Origin of the sequence: Pseudomonas sp. R38(2017), from assembly GCF_002112395.1 — a bacterium.
Lineage (GTDB): Bacteria > Pseudomonadota > Gammaproteobacteria > Pseudomonadales > Pseudomonadaceae > Aquipseudomonas.
Genome location: NZ_NEHN01000015.1, coordinates 1 through 23,559, shown reverse-complemented (window position 1 = coordinate 23,559; position 23,559 = coordinate 1). Strand labels below are relative to the sequence as shown.

Sequence of the window (23,559 nt, the reverse complement as noted above, 5' to 3'; positions counted from 1 at the left end):
TTGTGTTCAGCCCAGCCAGGGATTTTCCGCGAGATGGCGCGCTTCAAACGCGCGAATCTGCCCGGCCCGCTGCAGCGTCGTGCCGATGGCGTCCAGCCCCAGCAACAGTGACTGTTTGCGCAGTTCATCAATCTCGAAAGCGATCCGTGTTCCGTCTGCCAGTTCGATGGTCTGCTCGGGCAGGTTCACACGGACATGCGCGGTCGCCGGAACGCTGATGATGTCGGCAACTTTCTTGAACTGCGCGGCATCGAGCTGAATCGCCAACACGCCGTTGCGTTGACAGTTGTCGTAGAAGATCCCGGCAAACGTGGTGCCGATCAGTGCCCGGATCCCGACCTGCTTCAAACCCCACACCGCGTGCTCACGGCTGGAGCCGCAACCAAAATTGGGGCCGGTCACCAGAAACGTGGCGTCCTGCCAGGCCGGTTGATTGAGTACGAAGTCAGGGTTGGGTTCGCCGGAGGCGAGAAAACGCACATCGAAAAACAGCCCCCGATCCAGACCCTGGCGATCAATACCCTTGAGGAACTGCTTGGGCATGATCACATCGGTGTCGATGTTGGCCGCCAGAAACGGCGCGGCGCTGCCGCTGATGGTGGTGAACGGTTGCATGGCTCAAACTCCTGGCGCGAAGGCGCGAACGTCAGTCAAATGTCCGGTAATGGCGGCTGCGGCGACCATTGCCGGGCTCATCAGGTGCGTGCGCGCCCCGGCGCCCTGACGACCTTCGAAGTTGCGATTGGTGCTGGACGCGCAGCGATCACCGGGCGCGAGCACGTCGTCGTTCATCGCCAGGCACATCGAGCAACCCGATTGCCGCCATTCGAAACCGGCGTCGCGAAAGATCTGCGCCAGCCCTTCGTCTTCCGCCTGATCGCGAACCTGCGTCGAGCCGGGCACGATCATCGCCCGCACGTGGGGCGCCACGTGCTTGCCGCGCACCACGCGGGCAACGTCACGCAAGTCTTCGATCCGCGCATTGGTGCAGGAGCCGATAAAGGCGTGGCTGATGACCACTTCGCTCAGCGGCGTGCCGGGTGTCAGGCCCATGTAATCGAGGGCGCGTTGCAGGCCCTGGCGCAGAATCGGGTCGGGCTGGCTGGCCGGGTCCGGCACTCGTCCGCCGACCGGAGCGGCCTGATCCGGGCTGGTGCCCCAGGTGACCATCGGTTCCAGAGCCGAGACATCCAGGCTGACTTCACTGTCGAACACCGCGCCATAGTCGCTGTGCAGGCCTTTCCAGCGCTCGACCGCTTGCTCCCAGATTTCGCCCTTGGGCGCTCGCGGCTTGAGTTGCAGATAGGCGAAGACCTTGTCGTCCGGTGCCATGAACGCCCCACGGGCGCCGGCCTCCACGGCCATGTTGCAGATGGTCATGCGTGCTTCGACACTGAGATCGCTGATCGCCGGGCCGGTGAATTCGATGGCATAACCGGTGGCCCCTGAAGCACCGATCTGCTCGATCAGCGCCATGATGATGTCTTTCGACGTGACGCCCGCACCCATCTCGCCGTTCACCGTCACCCGCATGGTCTTCAGGCGTTTGTAGACCAGGGTCTGCGTCGCCAGCAGGTGCTCGATTTCCGAGGTGCCGATGCCAAAACCGAAAGCGCCCAGTGCGCCGTAAGTGGTGGTGTGGCTGTCACCGGCCGCCACCACCATGCCCGGCAAAATGAAACCCTGTTCCGGCGCCACGACGTGTTCGATACCCTGGCGCTTGTCCAGCACATCGAACAGCTCGATGCCAAAGTCGCGGCAGTTCTCTTCGAAATACGACACCTGCCGCGCACCGCCGGCGTCGGGCATGGTCGCGATGCGCATCGGCGCCGTGGGGTTCACATGATCGACCACCGCCAATGTCGCAGCGGGCCGCCAGACTTTGCGTCCGGCGTCGCGCAATCCGCTGAAGGCTTGCGGGCTGGTGTATTCGTTGGCGACCTGGCGGTCGATGTAAAGCAGCACGTGGCCCTGATCGTCGAGATCGCAGACGGTGTGGCTGTCGATGTGTTTCTGGTACAGGGTTCTGGGGCTGGGCATGGCGTTGGCTCTTTTCTGTCAGGGGCAAAAAACGGCTACTGACAGAATATTGATCGCAGAAACGGCATCAAGAGCGCTTTGGTTAAGTGGTTGAACACGGAATGTGAGTAATTGCCTCAAGCCTTGGCGCGCATTCCGCGCATCGGGTCGTCGAGCAATTCGAACTGTTCGGCCATGAAGTCCATCAGCATGCGCAGTGACGGCAGCATGCCGTGGTGGCTGGCGAACACTGTGTAGGTCATTTTTCCGTGCGCGGCGCCCGGTCCGGTTAATGGCGCGTTGGTTGTCGCGGTGAGGTCGATGTCTGCCAGCTCCGGAGCGGAGGGACGGATATCCGCGCCCTCTGCACTTCAGTGCAGACACTGACGATCAGCAGGCCTACTTCGGATAAAGCGGCGGCAACCCGCTATCGCCCACCGGATCCTGCACCCGCTCCGCCGTCGGAATCGTGCGAATCGCGCGCCACAAATCCTCACCCTGCCAATGCTGGCCGGTCTCGCTGTACAGCGCGCCGTTCAAACCGTCGAGTGCGTCGGACAGTGGCACGAAGCGGGCGGCCATGTCGGCCAGGGTTTCCGGTTGCTGGCGGGCCCAGGCGTCGAGGGCCTGGCGGGTGGCCTGGGGGTCGTTGGCCTGGCTGGCACGTTTGATGTCGTCGAGCAGGGTGCGCGGACTCGGGCCGGTTTGCGCGGCGCGCAGGATTGCCGGTTGCCAGCGGGCACGCCACCAGAGGCCGAAGCCGAGCAGGGTGGTGCAGGCCAGGATCAGTGTGCTGAGTTTCCACCACCACAGCGCTTCGCTGTCGGCGGCGTTGAAGGATTGTGCGCTGCCGGCCGGGGTGTCGACCTGCAGGCTCGGGTTGGTCACCACTTGCAGGGTGCGGGCCGGCAGGCTGGTGTGTTCCAGGTGATCTTCGAAGGTGTTCCACCACACCACGTCCACGGTCGGCAGTTCGATCGAACCGCTGCGGCTCGGCACCAGGGCTTCGCGCTCTTCACGGCTGCCGATCAAACCACGCTCGCTGCTCTGGTTGTTGAGCACCGGTTGGTCCGGGTAGCGACGCAGGCCGTTGGCCTCGGTGGCCGGCAGGGCGGGCAGTTGCGAACTGGCCAGGCCTTCGACCTTGAGGGTCAGGCTGCGGGTCAGGGAGTCGCCGACCTGGGTGTGATCCGGTTCCGGGTTCCAGCTTTCGCTCAGGCTCAGGCTGCGGGCCGGCAGCCAAGGCGCGTCGGCTGGATAAGTGATCGGTTTGGGTTTGACCGTCAGCGGGATTTCCGTCGAGGTCACTCGTAACACTTTGCCCGGTTTCGGACCCTGTGCGTTGGCGTCCTTGGCAGGCTGGGTGTCCACCCGCGTGGCACTGAAGGTTTGCGGGGTGATGGTCAGCAAACCGCTGTGCTGCGGGAAGATCGCATAGCGCATTTCGATCACGCCGTGACGCACGCCGTTGATGTCTTTTTCGTAGGTGCGTGTATCGCCCAACTGCTCAACCCGTGCATCGGTGATCTGCAACGGGGTAACGCTGCTGTCATCGTACAGCGACACCGAATGGTAGATGCGCAGGGTCAGGACGGCCTGGGCCTGAACATAGACGCTGGACTGGTCGAGGCTGGACTCGATGAACACCGGGTCGAGCACGTTCTTTTCTTCGGTGACGTCGCTTTCCACCACCTGCACGGTGATCGGCTGGCTCTGGGTTTCACCCAGTTTCAATGATGGAATCTCAACGCTGCCGTTCTGTTTCGGCAGCAGGGTGATGATCCAGCGGGTGGTGGCGCGGTTCTCGTTGTTGAGCGTGTTCAGTTGGTTGACCTGACGCGTGCCGCGCACTTCGAACAGCGGTTCGAGCGGGGTTAGATCAGGCTTGCCGAACTGCGTGACGTCGTTGGATTCGAGGGTGAGCTCCACCGTCTCGCCGGAGTTCAGGCGACTGCGATCCACACTGGCCGTCAGCTCGGCAGCCTGAGCGGTGGCCGTGCAGATCAGCAGGGGTAGCAAGAGAGCGGTGAAACGGGTCATCGAGTGTTTTCCTGATCCTGATGTTGTTGCTGTTCGTACCAGAATTTGCGTCGCAGCAGTTCGCCCGGATCGTCCGGGATCTTGCCCAGCCATTGCTCCAGTGCCTGGCGCTGCTCGCCTTCGAGGTTGTCCTCGCCGGGGCTCAGCGTCGGGGCCGTGTTCTGTTCCGCGTCCGGTGCGCTGTCCGGCAATTCATCGGGGCCCGGTTGCGGCGGGGTAGTCGGCGGCGGTTCGCTGGCTGACTCCGCAGGCTGGGCCTCACTTTGCGCGTCATTCTTGATCGCCGGTGGCGGCGCGGTCGCGGGCGGTGGTTCGTCGCCCGGCACGTTTTGCTGCGTCGGTTGTTTCTCGGGCTCGGCTGGCGGCGGAGTGTTTTTCTGCTTGAGCAGGTTTTCCACCAGCGCCTTGTTGGTCAGCGCCGGGCGCAAGTCCGGCTGCAGCTCCAGGGCCTGTTCGTAGGCGTCGATGGCCGCTTCCAGCTCGCCGCTTTTCGCCAGTGCGTTACCACGATTGTAGTGGGCGCGGGCATCGCTGCCTTCGGCGAAACGCTGGGCGGCGCCACTGTAATCGCCGGCCTCGTACAACGCCAGCCCTTGCCATTGGTGGTCTTCGAAGTGTTGCGCAGCCTCGGCCGGACGCTTCTGTTTCAGCAGATGCAAACCCTGTTGGTCGGGGCGCAGCCACAGGTCTTCGAAATTGAAAGCGTAGCTCGGTTGCGGCAGGCAGAAGAGCAGCGGCAGACAGAACAACCAGCCACGGCGCCCGGCGCACGCGGCCAGCAGCAACAACGGCAACAGCAGCCAGTAACCCTGATCGGCCCAAGTGTCGAGACGCAGGGTCTGGCCGTCATTGCGCAGGCTGCGCGGACCATCGAGCAGGCCGAGGCTGCGCAAGTCCGATTCATCCAGCCGCGCGCTGTGATACTCGCCACCTACGGAATTGAGGAATGCACCGAGGCCGGGGCTGTCGAGTTGCGGCACGCGGATCGCACCCTGGGCGTCCTTGAGGAAACTGCCGTCCTCCTGAGCAATCGGCGCGCCCTCGGCGGTGCCGATGCCAAGCATCAGCAATTGCGCCGATTGCCCGCTCAACGCATGACGAATGCCCTGGCGTTCTTCATCGGACAACGAAGAGCCGATCAGCAGAATACGTCCCTGGCCCAGCGCGCCTTGTTCCAGCAGCGCCAGCGCCTTGCTCACTGCAAGATCGGCACGGTGGCCGCTTTCCGGCATCAGCGATGGTTTGAGGGCGTCGAGCAGATTGCGACTGGTGGCCAAGTCATCCGACAGCGGCACCAGCGTGTGGGCGCTGCCGGCATAAACGACGATGGCGGTCTGCGCATCGCTGCGCGCTTTCAGCAGGTCGAACAGCTTGCGCCGAGCTTGCTCCAGGCGTGTCGGCGGCGAGTCGGTGGCGAGCATTTCCGGGGTCAGCTCCAGCACCACCACCAGCGGATCCGCCGGCTTCTGGCTGGTTTGTTCGACCCGCTCCCAGCTCGGCCCGAGCAGCGCCAGAATGGTCAGCAACCACGCGACACCCAATGCAACCCACGGCAACTTGCTGTCGCGACCGCTGCCGCCACTGAGCAATGCGGCATGGAACGCCGGCGGCAGAATCATCTGCCAGCGTCCGGCGCGTTTCTGCCGGTGCCAGAGCTGCCAGATCAACCAGCCGAGCAGCGGCAACAGCAGCAACCACCAAGGACGGAACCAGTGCGGCCAGAGGGCGATCATCGGCGCCTCCGCAGACGCAAACGCTTGAGGCGCTCGCGCCAGTCAGGCAGGGGGCTTTGCAGATACAGCTCCTTGGTGAACAGGCGTTGCAGCGGGTTGTCCGGCCACAATTCGCGGGCGACCAGCAACATGCTCAACAGCAACGCCAATGCCAGCGGCCATTGATACAACGCCTGGGCCGGGCGCGCCTGGGTCGGTTGCTGGGCCACCGGTTCCAGTTGGTCGAGGGTGTCCTTGATCGCTTGCAGTTCCTTGCCGTCGCGGGCGCGGAAGTAGCGGCCGCCGGTAGCGTCGGCAATGGCCTTGAGCGCCGGCTCGTCGAGGTCGAGGGTCGGGTTACCGCCAAGCAGTGCCGTGGCACCGCTTTCTTCCGGGTCGGCGCCGATGCCGATCGGATAGATTTTCACGCCTTCGTTGGCCGCCAGTTTTGCGGCGGTCAGCGGTTCGATCTCCCCGCCGTTGTTGGCGCCGTCGGTGACCAGAATCAGCACGCGGCTCTGCGCCGGGCGCATGCGCAGGCGTTTGAGCGCCAGACCGATGGCGTCGCCAATCGCGGTGTTCTTGCCCGCGATGCCGATCCGCGCTTCGTCGAGCCACACGCGCACGGTGCGCCGGTCAAACGTCAGCGGTGCTTGCAGGTAAGCCTGGCTGCCGAACAGGATCAAACCGACCCGGTCGCCGTCGCGGCTTTCCAGGAAGTCACCGAGCAAATGCTGGACCAGCGACAGGCGACTGACATCTTCGTCGTTCCATTGCATGTCGGGGAAATCCATCGAGCCGGACACGTCCACCGCCACCAGCAGATCGCGACCGCTGGCGGCAATCGGCAGCGGCTCACCGAGCCATTGCGGGCGGGCGGCGGCGATCAGCAGCAACAACCACAGCAGCATGTACGGTGCTTGCTGACGCCAGGCCGGCAGATTGGCCCGGGCGCGGCGGCGGGCGAGGCCTTCGAGGTCACCGAGGAAACTCACCTTCAGCGCCGGCTCGCCGCTGTCCGCCACGGGCAGCACAAGGCGCATCAGCCACGGCAGTGGCAACAGCACAAAGATCCACGGCCAGGCGAACTCAAACATGCTTGCGGATCCACGTGTCGACGGCTTGCGTCAGGCCGGCGATGGCCTTGTCGTCGAGTTTGCATTCGGGCTTGTAGGCGCCTTCCACCAGCACCATCCAGCGAGTCAGGCCGGCGGCAGGGCAACGGTTGTCGAGGAACGCCAGCCATTTGCGCCCGTTGAGCGTATGGCTCTGGCTGTAGGGGTAATGGTTGCGGCACAGGCGTTTTAGCAGGCCGTTCAGTTGTTGCAGCCAGGCGCCAGCCGGCGCGCCGTCATAGGGTTTGACCATTTGCGCCAGTTCGGCAAGTGCAGCGATGCGCACTGGATCGAGTGGAATCTCGGCGCGCACGACGGGTTTTTTCTTGATCGGAATGAAACGGCGCAGACGCCACAACGCGTAGCCGATCAGCGGCAGCAGCAAAAGCAGCAGCCACCAGCCCGGCGCTGGCGGCCAGAAGGCAATCGGTGGCGGGGAAATCAGCGGTTGCAGTTGTTCGAGGCCGTTCATCGAACTTTCCCCGGGCGCTGCGGATTAAGGAATTCGCGCATCTGCTCGACCATTTCGCTCTGGGTGCTCAACGGCATCAGCAACACACGCAGCTTCTGCGCGAGCAATTCCCAGCGGGCGATGCGTGCTTCGGCCTGGGCGCGATAGGTCTGGCGCAGGTCGAAGTTGAGGGTGTCGAGTTCCAGTTGCGCGCCGCGTTCGGCAAATCTCAGCAGCCCGGCGGCGGGCAGGGCGTGATCCAGTGGATCGGACAGCGGCAGCATCAGCAGGTCGCAATGACGCGACAGCAGACTCAGTTGCTGCTCGGCGCTGTCGCTCAAGGCGCGCTCGTCACAGATGACGATCACCAGACTGCCCGGACGCAATACTTCACGGGCCCGGCGCAACGCGACACCAAACGCATCGCGATCCGGCTCCCGCTCGCTGTGCAGCGATTGATTGACCTTCACCAGCCGGTTGAGCAGTTGCAGCAGGCTCTGCTTGCTGCGGCGCGGCTTGATCTCGTAATGCTCGTTGTCGCCGAACACCAGTCCGCCGACCCGGTCGTTGTGGCCCAGCGCGGCCCAGCCGATCAGCGCCGCGGCTTGCGCCGCTAGCACCGATTTGAACATCAGCCCGGAACCGAAGAACAGCCGCGTGCTTTGTTCGACCATGATGAAAATCGGCCGCTCGCGTTCTTCATGGAACAGCTTGGTGTGCGGCTCCTGAGTCCGCGCAGTCACGCGCCAGTCGATGGTGCGCACGTCGTCGCCGGCCTGATAGACCCGCACCTGATCGAAGTCGACGCCACGGCCGCGGAATTTCGAGTGATGCAGGCCGATCAGCGGGCTGCGCTGGCTCGGCGTGGAAAACAGCTGCACTTCGCGTACGCGGTGGCGCATCTCGATCAATTCGGCGAGGGAGATGCGGATACCGGGTTCGGACGGCAGGGAGGCGTTCATCGGGGTCAAGCGACGGCTACGACGTCGAGAATCCGTTGCACCACCCGATCCTGATCGATGCCGGCAGCTTCGGCCTCGAACGACAGAATGATGCGGTGACGCAACACGTCGAACAGCACAGCCTGGATGTCTTCCGGGCTGACGAAGTCGCGACCGGCCAGCCACGCGTGGGCGCGGGCGCAACGGTCGAGGGCGATGGAGCCGCGCGGGCTGGCGCCATAGGCGATCCACTCGGCCATTTCCGGGTCGAACTTGGCCGGGTTGCGTGTGGCCATGACCAATTGCACGAGGTATTCCTCCACGGCGTCCGCCATGTACAGACCGAGGATTTCCTTGCGTGCGGCGAAGATCGCCTGCTGGCTGACCCGGCGCTCGGGTTTGGTTTCGCCGTTCAGGGCTTCGCCCCGGGCCTGTTGCAGGATCCGCCGTTCGACGGCGGCGTCCGGGAAACCGATCTTCACGTGCATCAGGAAGCGGTCGAGCTGCGCTTCCGGCAGCGGATAGGTGCCTTCCTGCTCAATCGGGTTCTGCGTGGCCATTACCAGAAACAGCGGCGACAGCTCGTAGGTGCTGCGCCCGACACTGACCTGACGCTCGGCCATGGCTTCGAGCAAGGCCGACTGGACCTTGGCCGGGGCACGGTTGATTTCGTCCGCCAGCACCAGGTTGTGGAAGATCGGGCCTTGCTGGAACACGAAACTGCCGGTTTCCGGGCGATAGATCTCGGTGCCGGTGATGTCGGCAGGCAAAAGGTCCGGGGTGAACTGGATGCGATGGAACTGGGCTTCGATGCCCTCGGCGAGCTCTTTGATCGCTTTGGTCTTGGCCAGGCCCGGAGCGCCCTCGACCAGCATGTGGCCGTCGGCGAGCAGGGCAATGAGCAAGCGCTCGATGAGTTTTTCCTGGCCGAGAATCTGCGTTGAAAGAAAGGTTCGCAGCGCCAGCAGCGCTTCACGATGTTCCATCGATGACTGTTCCTGGAAAGGGTGGCCACAGGCGTTCGGATAACGCCGGGGCTGGGGGCGTTACTTTAATCCATCGCAGGGGGTGGCGACTAACGGCATTTTGCGCAAAGTGCGGGAAATGACCGGGGCAATTGTTGGAATTTTGTAGGGTGGGGGAGGTGCGGTGTTCTTTCGGGCCCTTTCGTACGCGAAAGGGCCGGCCCAGAGACCCTCAAATCTGGCTGATAAAGGTGCCAGTACCGTCAAGAATGTTCTTCAGGGTTTCCTCGACCTCGGCCAGATCCACCATGTCCGGGTTATAGGTGATTTCCAGCACATCGTCGCCATTCAGCGCATCGGCATCCGCCGCGGCGATTTCGATCTTCAGCAGGGTTTTGGTCAGGGTGACTTTCACGCCGTCGAGGGTGGACGGTTCGCCATCCAGGGTGATCTCCAGCTCATCCTCGTCCGGATAGCGGCTCATCAGAAACATTTCGCCCTTGTCGCTGTGGCAGCAGAGCATGGCCATGTTGTCTTCTTCGTCGTCGCACGGGTTGACGATCAAAAGGGCGGTGGTCATTTGCATGGGAATTCCTGCCTCGGCGGGCTTGTTGGTCGCAATTGGGCGCGATTCTGCCAGCCTCCGGGAATTTCTGCATGTGAGAGTGTCAGAGGACGTGTCGTGAACGCGACGCAGGTCAATGGTCCATTCCTGGCACGCCTGTACCGTAAAACCGGGGATTCAGACCGGCGTTCTGCCCCATGAATGCTAGTGTTTACCGATGCGCCTGCCCGGGTTTACGTGCCAATGACCGAATATGTCGCAGCACCGCAAGCAGACACATTGTCGCACCCATTAAGCTGCGCAACGGATGAGCACCCGTAAAGACATTGTCGGTATGCCGCACAGTCGTTTTTGCAGATGCCCATTCATGGAAGGTGAATGTGACCTGAGTGTCTCGTCCAGCTTCACCCACCTGTCACCCTGTTTCCTCTGCCCGAGATTCAGGAACAGGGCGACGGAACGCCCCGAAAGGGGTTTTGTACGCGACGCTTTCCATCAATAACAAGCCCAAGCGGAGTACCACAGATGGCGTTCTTCACCGCAGCCAGCAAAGCCGACTTCCAGCACCAACTGCAAGCGGCACTGGCGCAGCACATCAGTGAACAGGCACTGCCACAAGTGGCGCTGTTCGCTGAACAATTCTTCGGCATCATTTCCCTGGACGAGCTGACCCAACGTCGCCTCTCCGACCTCGCTGGCTGTACTCTTTCTGCCTGGCGCCTGCTTGAGCGCTTCGATCACGCGCAACCGCAAGTGCGCGTCTACAACCCCGATTACGAACGTCACGGCTGGCAGTCGACTCACACCGCGGTCGAAGTGCTGCACCACGACCTGCCATTTCTGGTGGACTCGGTGCGCACCGAGCTGAACCGCCGCGGCTACAGCATCCACACCCTGCAGACCACCGTGCTCAGCGTACGTCGTGGCAGCAAGGGCGAGTTGCTGGAAATCCTGCCGAAGGGCACCACCGGCGAAGGCATCCTGCACGAGTCGCTGATGTACCTGGAAATCGACCGCTGCGCCAACGCGGCCGAACTGAATGTGCTGAGCAAGGAACTGGAACAGGTTCTGGGTGAAGTCCGCGTCGCGGTCGCCGATTTCGAGCCGATGAAGGCCAAGGTGCAGGAAATCCTCACCAAGCTCGATAACAGCGCATTCGCCGTCGATGCCGGCGAGAAGAACGAAATCAAGAGCTTCCTGGAATGGCTGGTGGGCAACCACTTCACCTTCCTCGGCTACGAAGAATTCACCGTGGTCGATCAGGCCGATGGCGGCCACATCGAATACGACCAGAATTCGTTCCTCGGCCTGACCAGGATGCTGCGCACCGGTCTGACCAACGAAGACCGCCACATCGAAGACTACGCCGTGAACTACCTGCGCGAACCGACGCTGCTGTCGTTCGCCAAGGCTGCACATCCGAGCCGCGTACACCGTCCGGCCTACCCGGATTACGTGTCGATCCGTGAAATCGACGCCGACGGCAAAGTCATCAAGGAACACCGCTTCATGGGCCTGTACACCTCGTCGGTGTATGGCGAAAGCGTACGTGTCATCCCGTTCATCCGCCGCAAGGTCGAGGAAATCGAGCGTCGCTCCGGCTTCCAGGCCAAGGCTCACCTGGGCAAGGAACTGGCCCAGGTTCTGGAAGTGCTGCCGCGTGACGACCTGTTCCAGACCCCGGTCGACGAACTGTTCAGCACCGTGATGTCGATCGTGCAGATCCAGGAACGCAACAAGATCCGCGTGTTCCTGCGCAAAGACCCTTACGGTCGCTTCTGCTACTGCCTGGCCTACGTGCCGCGCGACATCTACTCCACCGAAGTCCGCCAGAAAATCCAGCAAGTGCTGATGGAGCGCCTGAAGGCGACCGACTGCGAGTTCTGGACCTTCTTCTCCGAGTCCGTGCTGGCCCGCGTGCAACTGATCCTGCGCGTCGATCCGAAAAACCGCATCGACATCGACCCGCTGCAACTGGAAAACGAAGTCATCCAGGCCTGCCGCAGCTGGCAGGACGACTACAACTCGCTGATCATCGAAAACTTTGGCGAAGCCAACGGCACCAACGTGCTGGCTGACTTCCCGAAAGGCTTCCCGGCTGGCTACCGCGAGCGTTTCGCTGCGCATTCGGCCGTGGTCGACATGCAGCACCTGCTCAACCTGAGCGAGAAGAAGCCGCTGGCCATGAGCTTCTACCAGCCGCTGGCCGCCGGCCCGCGCGAGCTGCACTGCAAGCTGTATCACGCCGATACCCCGCTGGCACTGTCCGACGTGCTGCCGATCCTGGAAAACCTCGGCCTGCGCGTGCTGGGTGAGTTCCCTTACCGCCTGCGTCACAACAACGGTCGCGAGTTCTGGATCCACGACTTCGCGTTCACCGCTGCCGAAGGCATGGACCTGGACATCCAGCAGCTCAATGACACCCTGCAGGACGCGTTCGTCCATATCGTGCGCGGCGATGCCGAGAACGATGCGTTCAACCGTCTGGTGCTGACCGCCGGCCTGCCATGGCGCGACGTCGCTCTGCTGCGTGCCTACGCGCGCTACCTGAAGCAGATTCGCCTGGGCTTCGACCTTGGCTACATCGCCAGCACCCTGAACAACCACACCGACATCGCTCGCGAACTGACCCGGTTGTTCAAGACCCGCTTCTACCTGGCGCGCAAGCTGGGCAGCGATGATCTGGACGACAAGCAACTGCGTCTGGAACAGGCAATCCTGACTGCACTGGACGACGTTCAAGTCCTCAACGAAGACCGCATCCTGCGTCGTTACCTGGACCTGATCAAAGCGACCCTGCGTACCAACTTCTACCAGACCGACGCAAACGGCCAGAACAAGTCGTACTTCAGCTTCAAGTTCAACCCGCACTTGATCCCTGAACTGCCGAAGCCGGTTCCGAAGTTCGAAATCTTCGTTTATTCGCCTCGTGTCGAAGGCGTGCACCTGCGCTTCGGCAACGTTGCTCGTGGTGGCCTGCGCTGGTCCGACCGTGAAGAAGACTTCCGTACCGAAGTCCTGGGCCTGGTAAAAGCCCAGCAAGTGAAGAACTCGGTCATCGTGCCGGTGGGTGCGAAGGGCGGCTTCCTGCCGCGTCGCCTGCCACTGGGCGGCAGCCGTGACGAGATCGCGGCCGAGGGCATCGCCTGCTACCGCATCTTCATCTCGGGCCTGCTGGACATCACCGACAACCTGAAGGACGGCAAACTGGTACCGCCGGTCAACGTCGTGCGTCATGACGACGATGACCCGTACCTGGTGGTCGCGGCGGACAAGGGCACTGCAACCTTCTCCGACATCGCCAACGGCATTGCCATCGACTACGGCTTCTGGCTGGGTGACGCGTTCGCGTCCGGTGGTTCGGCCGGTTACGACCACAAGAAGATGGGCATCACCGCCAAGGGCGCGTGGGTCGGCGTACAGCGCCACTTCCGCGAGCGCGGCATCAATGTCCAGGAAGACAGCGTGACTGTGGTCGGCATCGGCGACATGGCCGGCGACGTATTCGGTAACGGCCTGTTGATGTCCGACAAGCTGCAACTGGTTGCCGCGTTCAACCACATGCACATCTTTATCGATCCAAACCCGAACCCGGCGACCAGCTTCGTCGAGCGTCAGCGCATGTTCGACCTGCCGCGTTCGGCATGGTCCGACTACGACACCAGCATCATGTCCGAAGGCGGCGGTATCTTCTCGCGCAGCGCGAAGAGCATTGCCATCTCGCCACAGATGAAAGAGCGCTTCGACATCCAGGCCGACAAACTGACCCCGACCGAACTGCTGAACGCCTTGCTCAAGGCGCCGGTGGACCTGCTGTGGAACGGCGGTATCGGTACCTACGTCAAAGCCAGTAGCGAAAGCCACGCCGATGTCGGCGACAAGGCCAACGATGCACTGCGCGTGAACGGCAACGAGCTGCGCTGCAAGGTTGTGGGCGAGGGCGGTAACCTCGGCATGACTCAACTGGGTCGTGTGGAGTTCGGCCTGAATGGCGGCGGTTCCAACACCGACTTCATCGACAACGCCGGTGGCGTGGACTGCTCCGACCACGAAGTGAACATCAAGATCCTGCTGAACGAAGTGGTTCAGGCCGGCGACATGACCGGCAAGCAACGCGATCAGTTGCTGGCGAGCATGACCGACGAAGTCGGTGGTCTGGTGCTGGGCAACAACTACAAGCAGACCCAGGCCCTGTCCCTGGCGGCCCGCCGTGCCTACGAGCGTGCCGCCGAGTACAAGCGCCTGATGAGCGATCTGGAAGGCCGTGGCAAGCTGGACCGCGCCATCGAGTATCTGCCGACCGAGGAGCAGCTCACCGAGCGCGCCGCGACCGGCAAGGGCCTGACGCGTCCGGAGCTATCGGTGCTGATTTCGTACAGCAAGATCGACCTCAAGCAACAGCTGCTGGATTCGCTGGTGCCGGACGACGACTACCTGACCCGCGACATGGAAACCGCGTTCCCGCCGAGTCTGGTCAGCAAGTTCGCCGATGCCATGCGTCGTCACCGTCTGAAGCGCGAGATCGTCAGCACCCAGATCGCCAACGATCTGGTCAACCACATGGGCATCACCTTCGTTCAGCGACTCAAAGAGTCCACCGGCATGACCCCGGCGAACGTGGCGGGCGCTTACGTGATCGTGCGCGACATCTTCCACCTCCCGCACTGGTTCCGTCAGATCGAAGCGCTGGACTATCAGGTCTCCGCTGACGTGCAACTGGAGCTGATGGACGAACTGATGCGTCTGGGCCGTCGCGCTACGCGCTGGTTCCTGCGTGCCCGTCGCAACGAGCAGAACGCTGCCCGTGACGTCGCGCATTTCGGTCCGCACCTGAAGGAGCTGGGCCTGAAACTGGACGAACTGCTGAGCGGCGAAATCCGCGAGAACTGGCAGGAGCGTTATCAGGCTTACGTGGCTGCCGGTGTACCGGAACTGCTGGCGCGTATGGTGGCGGGGACTACCCACCTCTACACGCTGCTGCCGATCATCGAAGCGGCCGACGTGACTGGCCAGGACCCGGCCGAAGTGGCCAAGGCGTACTTCGCCGTGGGCAGCGCGCTGGACATCACCTGGTACATCTCGCAGATCAGCGCCTTGCCGGTTGAAAACAACTGGCAGGCCCTGGCCCGTGAAGCGTTCCGCGACGACGTCGACTGGCAGCAACGCGCGATCACCATCGCCGTTCTGCAAGCGGGCGGCGGCAACCTGGACGTCGAAGAGCGTCTGGCACTGTGGATGGCGCAACACGACGCGATGATCCAGCGCTGGCGCGCCATGCTGGTGGAAATCCGTGCCGCCAGCGGCACCGACTACGCCATGTACGCGGTGGCCAACCGTGAGCTGAACGACGTGGCGCTGAGCGGTCAGGCGGTTGTGCCTGCTGCGGCGACTGCGGAGCTTGAGCTTGCTTGAGTAGCCGTTGAATGAAAAAGCCCCTGCATTGTGAGATGCGGGGGCTTTTTTTTGCCTGATGGTTTTATCGTTACTGCAAGTTATGTCCTTGTTTGTTATCAAGCATCGACACTTTATCTACCGGCCTGGTCAGCAAATTACTGAGCGACTGGTCAAACTTCTGCAGCGCCCTAACCTGAACTTCCTGCTGCTGATTAATATCCGCAACAATCTCCTCCGAACGCTTGAAGTCCGCCCACACCGGCGTCAACTCTTTCGCCTCGGACCCTTTGGCCGTCCCAACATAGTTGAACTTGCCGTCATAGAAGTCCGCACTCACATCCGCCTTGATGTCCGAACTGCGCGAGGTAATCAACTGGCTGTGAGTATCGACGATCGCTACTACATCGGGATTCGCCGCACGCAGGCTCTGCATGTCCGGGTACACCGTCACCGAGCCGAACTGGCGTTGCAGCGAGGCTTTCACCCAGTCCACGGCCATGTCCGGTTTCGAAGTGGCGACGTAGGCGTCATGGATCGGCTGCACCAATAAACTCTGGCCGAAACCGGTGCCGGCGTTGGCCTGATACTCACGCAGGTATTCGCGGTTGGTCTGGGTGCTCGGGCTGTAGACCACGCCCAGCGAGACACCGGGACCGCTTTTTACCTGAGTGGCGCTGCTGCGGCCGACAGGTTGGGTGAACAGTGTGTCGAGAGAGGAAACCGCTTTGGGGGCGGTAGGAACTGAACAGGCGGACAACGCTAAAACCGATATCGCCAAGGTACTGGCAAAGGCAAGTTTCATGGTGAGTCTCCCGTGAAGCAACTTCAGTCGGAAAGTCAGAGGTGTCGGGGTTGATTAAATGGAACCGGCGACAGTTGCCTCAGACTACTCCCGCGAAGCTGAAAACAACCTGACAATTTGCTGAATGACTGTCATGCAATAGTTTTATTGGCTGTAAGCGTTTTTGATTAATTGCCGCAAGAAATAAAAAAGGCGCAAATCAATAATTTGCGCCTTTTATTTATGGCTGGTTAAACAATCATCAGTTTTTCAATGGGATCAACACTTGCTCGTCCGGCGACAGCACCATGAACACCAGCAACTTGGCGGGTTTGGTTTTGCTGGCGTTTTTCGACACCAGATGTTCGGAACCGGCAGGTTCGTACCAGAACTGGCCCTTCTTGTAGGTGATCGCTTGTTCACCCTTGACCTGGGAAGTCACTTCACCTTCGAGTACATAGGCCATGGCCGTGCCGTCGTGTTTGTGGGCGATGGAGGACTGGCCGGGTTTGTAGTCGACTTCGATCATCATGGCTTTTTTGCCGGGGACGTTTTTCAGCATCTGGTCTTGCAGGACCGAGACTTTCTCGGACGCGTCGTGGGCCATAGTGGCGGCAGAAACAGACAGGGCGAGGGCGGCGGCGAAAATGGGCAGGAGTTTCATGGCGGGTCACCTGTGAAGTGGGGAGTCGGCCTTCACAGTAGTCCGCGAAGTGATGCATTCAAACGGCCAATATTCGGGAAGATCGGGTGACCAATCCGGATTCCCCACAAGCCAGAAAAACCACAGCCTTCGACAGCCTCACAGGTTTCCCCGAGGCTGCCGAAGGCTGCATTTTTCTTGAGTTTTAAACGATAGGAAATGAGTTGAAGTCGACGCTGTTAGCCAGCCGACTATCGATCAAGTCAATAAACCCCTGCGCCTCAGGCCGGTTGAAGTGCGCCTGCATCGCCGCCTCGGATTGCCAGCGAGCACTGACGGTCCAGCGGTGGCTGTCGTCAGGGCAGCGGTCGACCAGATAGGAATCGCAGCCCGGCGTTTCGCGAAGGGTTTCGACGATCTTCTGCAACTGCCTGCCCAGTTCCTCGGAGCGGCCGGCCGCAGCCTGCACCTGTACGGTGTTGATCACTTCGTTGGACATTGCTCACACTCCTGAATCAGGCCGGACGAATCCTGCTCATTGAGGGATAACGCCTGTGCAGAATAGGCCTGCACCTCCGGATCACCAATAACCAATCGGCGGGTAATCCGTTAGACCAATCTATCAGGCGACCTGTTGCAGAATGTCGCGCAGGCGGTCCAGCGCAATATCGATATCCAGCGTCTCGATGGCGCCAAAACCGAAGTACATTCCGCTTCTGGCCGGCTGCTGGTAATAGAAGCCGTCGATGGCGTACAGCCCGACTTCGACCTTTTTCGCCAGTTCGATCACCAGCGGCAAGTCGATCGGCACGCGGCAAAACACTGCCATATGGAAGCCTGCGCTCGCCGGTACGGCCTCCAGCCACGGCGACAGGTCGGTGGCCATGCGCGCCAGGATCCGCTCGCGGCGCTGGGCGTAAACGGTGTGGCAGCGGCGGATGTGCTTGAGCAGGCAGCCCTCGGCGATGAACTTGGCCAGCGCCCATTGCGGCAGGGTGGAGGCGTGCAGGTCGGTGAGCTGCTTGGCGCGGATTACCGCTTCGAGGATGGCTGGCGGCAGGATCGCATAGCCGAGGCGCAGCTCTGGCAGCAGGGTTTTGGAGAAGGTGCCGACGTAAGCGACGATGCCGCGCTGATCGAGGTTGTGCAGCGAATCCGTCGGCCGACCCTCGTAGCGGAATTCGCTGTCATAGTCGTCCTCGATGATGATCGCGCCCAGCTCGTAGGCCCGGGCCAGCAAGGCCTCACGCCGCGCGTGGCTCATCGGCATGCCCAGCGGGAACTGGTGCGACGGCGTCACGTAGATCAACCGGGTGCCGTCGGGAATGTGCTGCACCTGAATCCCTTCCGCATCCACCGGCACCCCGACCACGGTGGCTCCATGGGTGCCGAACAGCAGCCGCGCCGGCGGATAACCCGGATCTTCCATCGCCACCAGGCTGCCGGGGCGCAGCAGCACCCGTGCGATCAGGTCCAGCGCCTGCTGCGCGCCGTTGCACACCACGATGTCCTCGTCCTGGCAGTTCACGCCACGAGAAAACGCGATGTGCCGGGCAATTGCATTGCGCAGCGCCGGCAAGCCTTCCGCCACGCTGTAAAAACCCTTGGAACCCGCCATTTGCCGCATGGCGTGGGAGACGCAGCGGCGCCAGTCATCGTGGGGGAACTGGCCCTTGCTGGTGGCGCCACCGATGAAGTCGTAGCGCAGCGAGCCTTCCAGCGTCGGGTGGCGCAGGAACACCGGCAGGTTGCACCAGCTCTCGATCACCTCGGAACTGGCCAGCTCGGAATGGCTTTGCTTGCGCTGCACCGGCGTCGAGCGGGCGTTGACGTAGGTGCCTTTGCCGATGACGCCGGTGAGGAAGTTTTCGTAAGTCAGCTGCGCGTAAGTATCGGAAATGGTCTTGCGCGAAATCCCCAGTTGCTCAGCGAGCAAGCGGCTGGGCGGCAGCTGCGTGCCCGCGGCCAGACGCCCGGATTCAATGGCGCCGCGCAGCTGCTGATACAACTGACCGGCCAGATCCTTGCGGCCGTTGATCACGACATGAAGTTCCATACCGACGGGGCTCCTGGGGCGAATGAGGCGGATTGTGCGCCCGCCAGATTACTCCCGAATGCACGCGGGGCAGAAGTTGCGCGGAGTAAAAACCGGAAATTGGTCAAGGATCAGTGGTCTGCCGGTTTTCCGTGCAATTGGGGCTGTAATGCTGGCCTGGCTGCGCTTACCGTGAAATCACTCTTCTGCTGCCCGAGACCCGCCCATGTCCCCGCGTCTGGATTACTACAGCGCTTCACCCAAAGCCATGAAAGCAATGATTGCCCTGGAAGCGCTGACCAGCAGCCTGAGCATCGAGGCGCCGTTGCTGCACCTGATCAAGATCCGCGCCTCGCAACTCAACGGCTGCGCGTTCTGCACCGACATGCATTCGGTGGAAGCGCGGCGGGCAGGGGAGACGGAACGGCGGCTGTACGCCATCGCGGTCTGGCGTGACAGCGGCTTCTTCAACCTGCGCGAGCGGGCGGCGCTGGCCTGGACCGACGCGGTAACGCTGCTGGCGGAAAGTCATGTGCCGGATGACGTCTATGAGCAAGCGCGAACACAGTTCAACGAAGGCGAACTGGTGGACCTGACCATGGCCGTCAGCACCATCAGCAGCTGGAATCGCCTGGCGGTGAGTTTTCGGCAAGTCCCCAGTGACTGATCTACGAAACTAGTTCGGCGGCCGCTGCGGTTTCACCGACGTGCCAAAGGTGTTGCCCATCCGCGTACTGGTAGCCGCCGGCGTTGCCAGTCCCACCTGATTCGGCGGGCGCTTGTTGACCGGCACGTTCATCGCTTCCTGATTCTTCTGCGCAGCCGCCGCGCCGTCGGGGTTGTTGCCCATCTGCTGGCTCAGGCAGTCGTAATTCGGCGCCTTGTAACCGCCCACGGTCACCTCGACGCAACCCACCGCCTGCTCGGCCTGCACGCCGCCCGACAGGGTCAACAACAGCCCGCTCAGCGCCAATGTCCACAGTGATTTCATGTGTGCCTCCTGGCCGGCCCGAAAGGGCCGCTCTGGCTCAAGAGTCTAGTGCAACGGGCGCGCCGATCCCGTGATGGTTTTTTTGCAGTGGCCGTCACACCAGATTCATAAACAGCCCTCAGGATGACGGTTTTCAGGGGTACATCAACTGTGCTGCGAGGCCGTGCCAGGGACGATGTTGTGCGCTCAGCGCTCGTGCGCCAGCTCGGTCTGGGGCTGCTGCTTGGCTTGTTGTTGAGCCGCGCCAGCGCCGATCCGGTACCGGCGACGATGCGCATGACGCTGCACATCCCGGCCCAGGAACTGGCCCGCGCACTCGATCAGTTCAGCCGCGCCACCGGCATGGCGGTGCTGGTCGACAGCCAGTTGAGTCGCGGTCGACGCTCGTTGGCGGTGGACGGTGAATTCACCGCCGCCGAAGCATTGCGCCGGATGCTCGGTGGCAGCGGGTTGATGGCCAAGTACAGCCGCGACGACGCGTTCACCTTGCAGGTGGCGCAAGTCGAGGACGTGCCGCTACCGGCGGAGAAACCGACCCCCGCCAGCGCAGCCGTCAACCGTAGCTACGCCACGGCGGTGCAGGCAGCCATCGAGCGCAACCTGTGCCGCTCGCCGTTGACCCGGCCCGGCAGTTTTCGCGCGGTATTGCAGCTGTGGATCGGTCGCGACGGCGTGGTGCAGCACAACCGGTTGGTGACCTCGACCGGTGATGTCCGGCGCGATGCCGCGCTGGTAGACAGTTTTCACACGCTCAGGATCGACCGGCCCACACCCGGCGCATTGCGCCAGCCAGTCACCTTGCTGTTGTTACCCGAATCGTCAGGAAAGCGCATGGAATGCACACAATGGGAAGGAGTTTCCGGGAGATGAAAGACGCCGGACAAAGTTCGATGGTCCAGCTGTTCCTGACGTCCTACGAGGACTTTCGGGTGCGCCTGCGACGCCGTCTTGGCTCGGAAGACCTGGCCAACGACGTGCTGCACGAAACCTATTTGCGGGTCGACCGCATGGAAGCGCCGCCGAACCTGCTGCGGCCCAACGCCTACCTCTATCGCATGGCCCTGAACATCGCCGCCGACCGCCGTCAGGCCGATGCGCGATTGCTCACCGGCAGCGAAGTCGAAGAACTGCTGCAAGTCAGCGACGAAGCGCTGGACCCGATGCGCGTGGTCGGCGGCCAGAAGGAAATCCAGTCGCTGCTCGGCGCCCTGTACGAACTGCCGGCCCGGCGCCGCCGGATCTTCATCGCCGCACGCCTGGAAGAAGCACCGCACCTTGAAATCTCCCAGCGTTTTGGCATCTCCACGCGCATGGTCGAGAAGGAAATCAAGGCTGCCCTCGGACACTGCGCGGCGAAACTGGAAAGAAAAGTGTTTCAGCGGTTCGGTCGCGGGGCCGGAAAACCGTCTAGTGAATGAAGCTCCCGATCAACCCGTCGAGTACCTGTGCGTTTGAACATCTTCCGTCTGACACCTGCCGAGCCCGCGCCTGCCGAGCGTCTGCAAAGCGAAGCCCGCGACTGGCTGATCCTGCTGACCTCCGGCCGCGCCACGGTCGCCGACGCCCGGGCGCTGCGCCAGTGGTGCGCGCAAAGCCCCGAACACGCCCGCGCCTTCGAAGAGTGCAAGGCGTTGTGGCATCTGCTGCAACCGGCGGCGGAAGAATTGCAGGCACCGCGACGGTTCGGGCGACGGGCCTTTCTCGGCGGCGCCATTGCCGCATCGGCGGCGTTCTTGCTGGTGCGCGGCACGATCCCGGGCGGCTTCTCCGGGCTTGGCGCCGATTACATCACTGAAGTCGGCCAGCAACGTCGAGTCGAACCGGCCGATGGCCTGAGCCTGGAACTGAACACCCAGACCCGCATCAACCAGCGTTCGGTGGATGAGGGCGTGCAGGGCTTTGAACTGGTCAGCGGCGAAGTCGAAGTGCAGACCGCACGGTTGCCGATGGCGATGCAGGCCGGTGGCGGCTGGCTACGGACGAGCAGGGCACGGTTCAACCTGCGCAACCTCGATCAACAGGTGTGCGTGACATGCCTCGATGGCGCGGTGGACGTGGAAGTCGAAGGCCGAAGTCTGCGTCTGGAACCGGGCCAGCAGTTGACCTACGACGCGCAACGGGTCGGCAATGTGCAAAGCGTCGACACCGCCGCGGTGAGCAACTGGCGTCAGCAGGTCCTGGTGTTCAACGGCACGACCCTCAGCCAGATGATCGACGAGATCAACCGCTATCGCCCAGGCATGTTGCTGCTGCTCAACCGCGAACTCGGCCAACGCCGGGTGCAGGCACGTTTCTCCCTCGATCAACTGGCCGGCGTAGGTGCGCTGATCCGCGATGCCTACGGCGTCAAATGCACCGAGTTGCCGGGCGGCGTAGTCGTCCTCAGCTAATCACTGCAAGGGTCCCATAACCTGCCGGTATTTCTCCGGCCCTTGCGGTGTTTGCCGAGTCAACCGCACCTCCAACCCCAACGGATCCTCCCGCCGATTCCCGCTCAACTGCCGCCACCCCTTGTCCATCTCCCAAACCCGCACCTGCAAATCACTCACCTCACCCAAAACCGCCACCCCAGCCGTCGGCGCTGGCAACGGATAGCGACTGCGCGCCGGGGCCACCGCGCGGTACAGCGTGTCCCCCTTGAGCCACCAGCGCACCCGCTGCAACGCCCCCGGCTGATCCGCCGCGCTACGAATTATGTCCAGCCGAAACCCCTTGCTGTCACTGCTGCGCACCGTAACGGCAGGCGGCGCCGTCGTCGGTTCATCCTCGGTGCCGACCTTCTTCGGCTCCGTCAGCTCGATCCCGGCGCGCATCTCCACATCCCGCTGCATCTGATTCAACGCCCGCAACAGGCTGTCGCTCTGCTCACCGCTGGCCTGCAAATGGCGGTCGGCGCGGGTGACACTGTCCAGCCCCTTCCAGGCAATCAGACTGACCACCGCCATCAGCAGAATCGCGACCATCACCTCGATCAGCGTAAAACCTTGTTGTCTGTTCATTGCACGCTGATCCGGCCCGAAGCATCGCGCAGCACACTCAACCGATTGAGCCCGTCAGACAGCGTCAACTGCAGCGGCGGATTGATCCACTCCGCGTTCAGCACCACCTTCTGCTTCGGCTCCACCCGCACCTCCAGCTTCGGACTCTGCCACGGGCGCGGCCGCAACTGCGGGTCCCGCTCGAAATGATCAAAGCCCTTGCTACTGTCACTGCGCCGACTGAACCGAAACCCCTTGCCATCGCTCAACCACGCAATCGGCCGGCCATCGGCGCGGGCCTCGGCCTGGGCAATCTGCAGCAACTGCGCCACGCGCTCGGCGTCCTTGCGCAACAACTGCAACGGATCGGGCTTGATACTCAGACTGATCGCCGCACTGGCGATGCCGATGATCACCAGCACCACCATCAGCTCGATCAATGTAAAACCCTGCTGCCTGCTCCGGCTCATTGAATGCGCACTCCCTTGCGTCCAGCCCCGTCCCAAAAAACCATCCTGCACGGCCAACATGTAAGGCGTGTGAAATAAAACCGTGAGAATTGCCGCGTAGTCTGGTCACCGGGACTAAAAGGAGATTCAGCCCATGAGATTCACCGCACGCTTTTCACCCCCCCAACTCATCCAGGCCGCCGCACTGCTGGCCGCCCTGGTCGGCATCGCCACCTGGTCATCCCTGCTCCTGACCACCGCCGAATCCCACACCCCGGCCGCCACGCCGCAACTGCTCGCTGCGCGCAGCGATAACCCGGCATTGCAGTGGTTTTCCAACCGAACGGCGCCGGTGGAGATCAAGGTCAGTGGGGTGATGGCGGGGAGCCGCGGGGCGGTGGCGATTTTGAGTTTGAACGACGGGCCGCCGAGGAGTTTTTTGCAGGGGGAGCGGGTGAGTCCGGGGGTGAGGTTGGTGGC

General features: G+C 62.4%; 23 protein-coding genes. 6 read left to right on the top strand and 17 right to left on the bottom strand.

The features are described from left to right. Positions 1–6: 6 nt before the first annotated feature. The 10 genes from leuD to CAF87_RS27960 all read right to left on the bottom strand — a co-directional run bounded on the left by leuD (position 7) and on the right by CAF87_RS27960 (position 9,829). Positions 7–615: a 3-isopropylmalate dehydratase small subunit gene (gene leuD / locus CAF87_RS28000; protein WP_085734022.1), complete on the bottom strand. Its 609-nt coding sequence runs from the start codon at positions 613–615 to the stop codon at positions 7–9. 3 nt (positions 616–618) lie between these two features. Further along, positions 619–2,040: a 3-isopropylmalate dehydratase large subunit gene (leuC, locus tag CAF87_RS27995; protein WP_085734023.1), complete on the bottom strand. Its 1,422-nt coding sequence runs from the start codon at positions 2,038–2,040 to the stop codon at positions 619–621. Positions 2,041–2,156: 116 nt separating this feature from the next. Next, positions 2,157–2,282 carry a hypothetical protein gene (locus CAF87_RS29145; RefSeq protein ID WP_256576072.1) on the bottom strand — a complete coding sequence of 42 codons (126 nt, stop codon included), beginning with the start codon at positions 2,280–2,282 and terminating at the stop codon, positions 2,157–2,159. 136 nt (positions 2,283–2,418) lie between these two features. Further along, positions 2,419–4,059, bottom strand: a complete 1,641-nt coding sequence (locus CAF87_RS27990; protein ID WP_085734024.1) for a BatD family protein — start codon at positions 4,057–4,059, stop codon at positions 2,419–2,421. Then, complete coding sequence (locus tag CAF87_RS27985; protein ID WP_085734025.1) at positions 4,056–5,792, bottom strand: tetratricopeptide repeat protein; 1,737 nt, start codon at positions 5,790–5,792, stop codon at positions 4,056–4,058. Before CAF87_RS27985 ends, CAF87_RS27990 begins: the two co-directional genes overlap by 4 nt. Continuing rightward, positions 5,789–6,868 (bottom strand): VWA domain-containing protein, encoded by a 1,080-nt coding sequence (locus CAF87_RS27980; RefSeq protein WP_085734026.1) that lies wholly within the window; start codon positions 6,866–6,868, stop codon positions 5,789–5,791. The genes CAF87_RS27985 and CAF87_RS27980 overlap by 4 nt, the downstream gene beginning before the upstream one ends. Continuing rightward, entirely contained in the window at positions 6,861–7,358 is a 498-nt protein-coding gene (locus CAF87_RS27975) for a DUF4381 domain-containing protein (protein WP_085734027.1), read from the bottom strand. The genes CAF87_RS27980 and CAF87_RS27975 overlap by 8 nt, the downstream gene beginning before the upstream one ends. Beyond that, the gene (locus CAF87_RS27970) at positions 7,355–8,299 is read right to left on the bottom strand and encodes a DUF58 domain-containing protein (protein ID WP_085734028.1); all 945 of its coding nucleotides are present in this window, start codon (positions 8,297–8,299) and stop codon (positions 7,355–7,357) included. Before CAF87_RS27970 ends, CAF87_RS27975 begins: the two co-directional genes overlap by 4 nt. 5 nt (positions 8,300–8,304) lie before the next feature. After that, complete coding sequence (locus CAF87_RS27965; RefSeq protein ID WP_007913915.1) at positions 8,305–9,264, bottom strand: MoxR family ATPase; 960 nt, start codon at positions 9,262–9,264, stop codon at positions 8,305–8,307. 211 nt (positions 9,265–9,475) lie between these two features. Then, on the bottom strand, positions 9,476–9,829 hold the full coding sequence (locus CAF87_RS27960) for a hypothetical protein (protein ID WP_085711311.1): 354 nt from the start codon (positions 9,827–9,829) through the stop codon (positions 9,476–9,478). Between the two features lie 504 nt (positions 9,830–10,333). Between CAF87_RS27960 and CAF87_RS27955 the strand changes: the two genes are divergently transcribed. Beyond that, positions 10,334–15,220 (top strand): NAD-glutamate dehydrogenase, encoded by a 4,887-nt coding sequence (locus CAF87_RS27955; protein ID WP_085734029.1) that lies wholly within the window; start codon positions 10,334–10,336, stop codon positions 15,218–15,220. Positions 15,221–15,290: 70 nt separating this feature from the next. On the opposite strand, the gene CAF87_RS27950 is transcribed toward CAF87_RS27955, so the two are convergent. The 4 genes from CAF87_RS27950 to CAF87_RS27935 form a co-directional block, all read right to left on the bottom strand. Next, complete coding sequence (locus CAF87_RS27950; protein ID WP_085734030.1) at positions 15,291–16,004, bottom strand: ATPase; 714 nt, start codon at positions 16,002–16,004, stop codon at positions 15,291–15,293. 241 nt (positions 16,005–16,245) lie between these two features. Next, complete coding sequence (locus tag CAF87_RS27945; protein WP_085734031.1) at positions 16,246–16,647, bottom strand: cupin domain-containing protein; 402 nt, start codon at positions 16,645–16,647, stop codon at positions 16,246–16,248. A 184-nt stretch (positions 16,648–16,831) separates the two neighbouring features. Next, positions 16,832–17,125, bottom strand: coding sequence for a putative quinol monooxygenase (locus tag CAF87_RS27940; protein ID WP_085711307.1), 294 nt, complete (start codon positions 17,123–17,125; stop codon positions 16,832–16,834). Positions 17,126–17,248: 123 nt separating this feature from the next. Further along, complete coding sequence (locus CAF87_RS27935) at positions 17,249–18,682, bottom strand: PLP-dependent aminotransferase family protein (RefSeq protein ID WP_085734032.1); 1,434 nt, start codon at positions 18,680–18,682, stop codon at positions 17,249–17,251. Positions 18,683–18,887: 205 nt separating this feature from the next. On the opposite strand from CAF87_RS27935, the gene CAF87_RS27930 reads away from it, so the two are divergent. Further along, on the top strand, positions 18,888–19,328 hold the full coding sequence (locus CAF87_RS27930) for a carboxymuconolactone decarboxylase family protein (RefSeq protein WP_085734033.1): 441 nt from the start codon (positions 18,888–18,890) through the stop codon (positions 19,326–19,328). A gap of 9 nt (positions 19,329–19,337) precedes the next feature. Here CAF87_RS27930 and CAF87_RS27925 read toward each other — a convergent pair whose 3' ends face one another. Then, the gene (locus CAF87_RS27925; protein ID WP_085734034.1) at positions 19,338–19,652 is read right to left on the bottom strand and encodes a hypothetical protein; all 315 of its coding nucleotides are present in this window, start codon (positions 19,650–19,652) and stop codon (positions 19,338–19,340) included. A 123-nt stretch (positions 19,653–19,775) separates the two neighbouring features. On the opposite strand from CAF87_RS27925, the gene CAF87_RS27920 reads away from it, so the two are divergent. From CAF87_RS27920 to CAF87_RS27910, 3 genes are read left to right on the top strand one after another with little or no spacing between them, the layout of a single operon-like run. Continuing rightward, positions 19,776–20,522 carry an STN domain-containing protein gene (locus tag CAF87_RS27920; RefSeq protein WP_170929560.1) on the top strand — a complete coding sequence of 249 codons (747 nt, stop codon included), beginning with the start codon at positions 19,776–19,778 and terminating at the stop codon, positions 20,520–20,522. Then, positions 20,519–21,070, top strand: coding sequence for an RNA polymerase sigma factor (locus tag CAF87_RS27915; protein ID WP_065260555.1), 552 nt, complete (start codon positions 20,519–20,521; stop codon positions 21,068–21,070). Before CAF87_RS27920 ends, CAF87_RS27915 begins: the two co-directional genes overlap by 4 nt. A gap of 33 nt (positions 21,071–21,103) precedes the next feature. Further along, entirely contained in the window at positions 21,104–22,042 is a 939-nt protein-coding gene (locus CAF87_RS27910; protein ID WP_085734042.1) for a DUF4880 domain-containing protein, read from the top strand. Here CAF87_RS27910 and CAF87_RS27905 read toward each other — a convergent pair whose 3' ends face one another. Next, positions 22,043–22,651: a prepilin-type N-terminal cleavage/methylation domain-containing protein gene (locus tag CAF87_RS27905; RefSeq protein ID WP_085734036.1), complete on the bottom strand. Its 609-nt coding sequence runs from the start codon at positions 22,649–22,651 to the stop codon at positions 22,043–22,045. Further along, positions 22,648–23,100: a type II secretion system minor pseudopilin GspH gene (gspH, locus tag CAF87_RS27900; protein ID WP_085734037.1), complete on the bottom strand. Its 453-nt coding sequence runs from the start codon at positions 23,098–23,100 to the stop codon at positions 22,648–22,650. The genes CAF87_RS27905 and gspH overlap by 4 nt, the downstream gene beginning before the upstream one ends. A gap of 133 nt (positions 23,101–23,233) precedes the next feature. On the opposite strand from gspH, the gene CAF87_RS27895 reads away from it, so the two are divergent. Next, the coding region (locus CAF87_RS27895) for a general secretion pathway protein GspC (RefSeq protein WP_085748634.1) at positions 23,234–23,559 on the top strand (326 nt) is incomplete at its 3' end.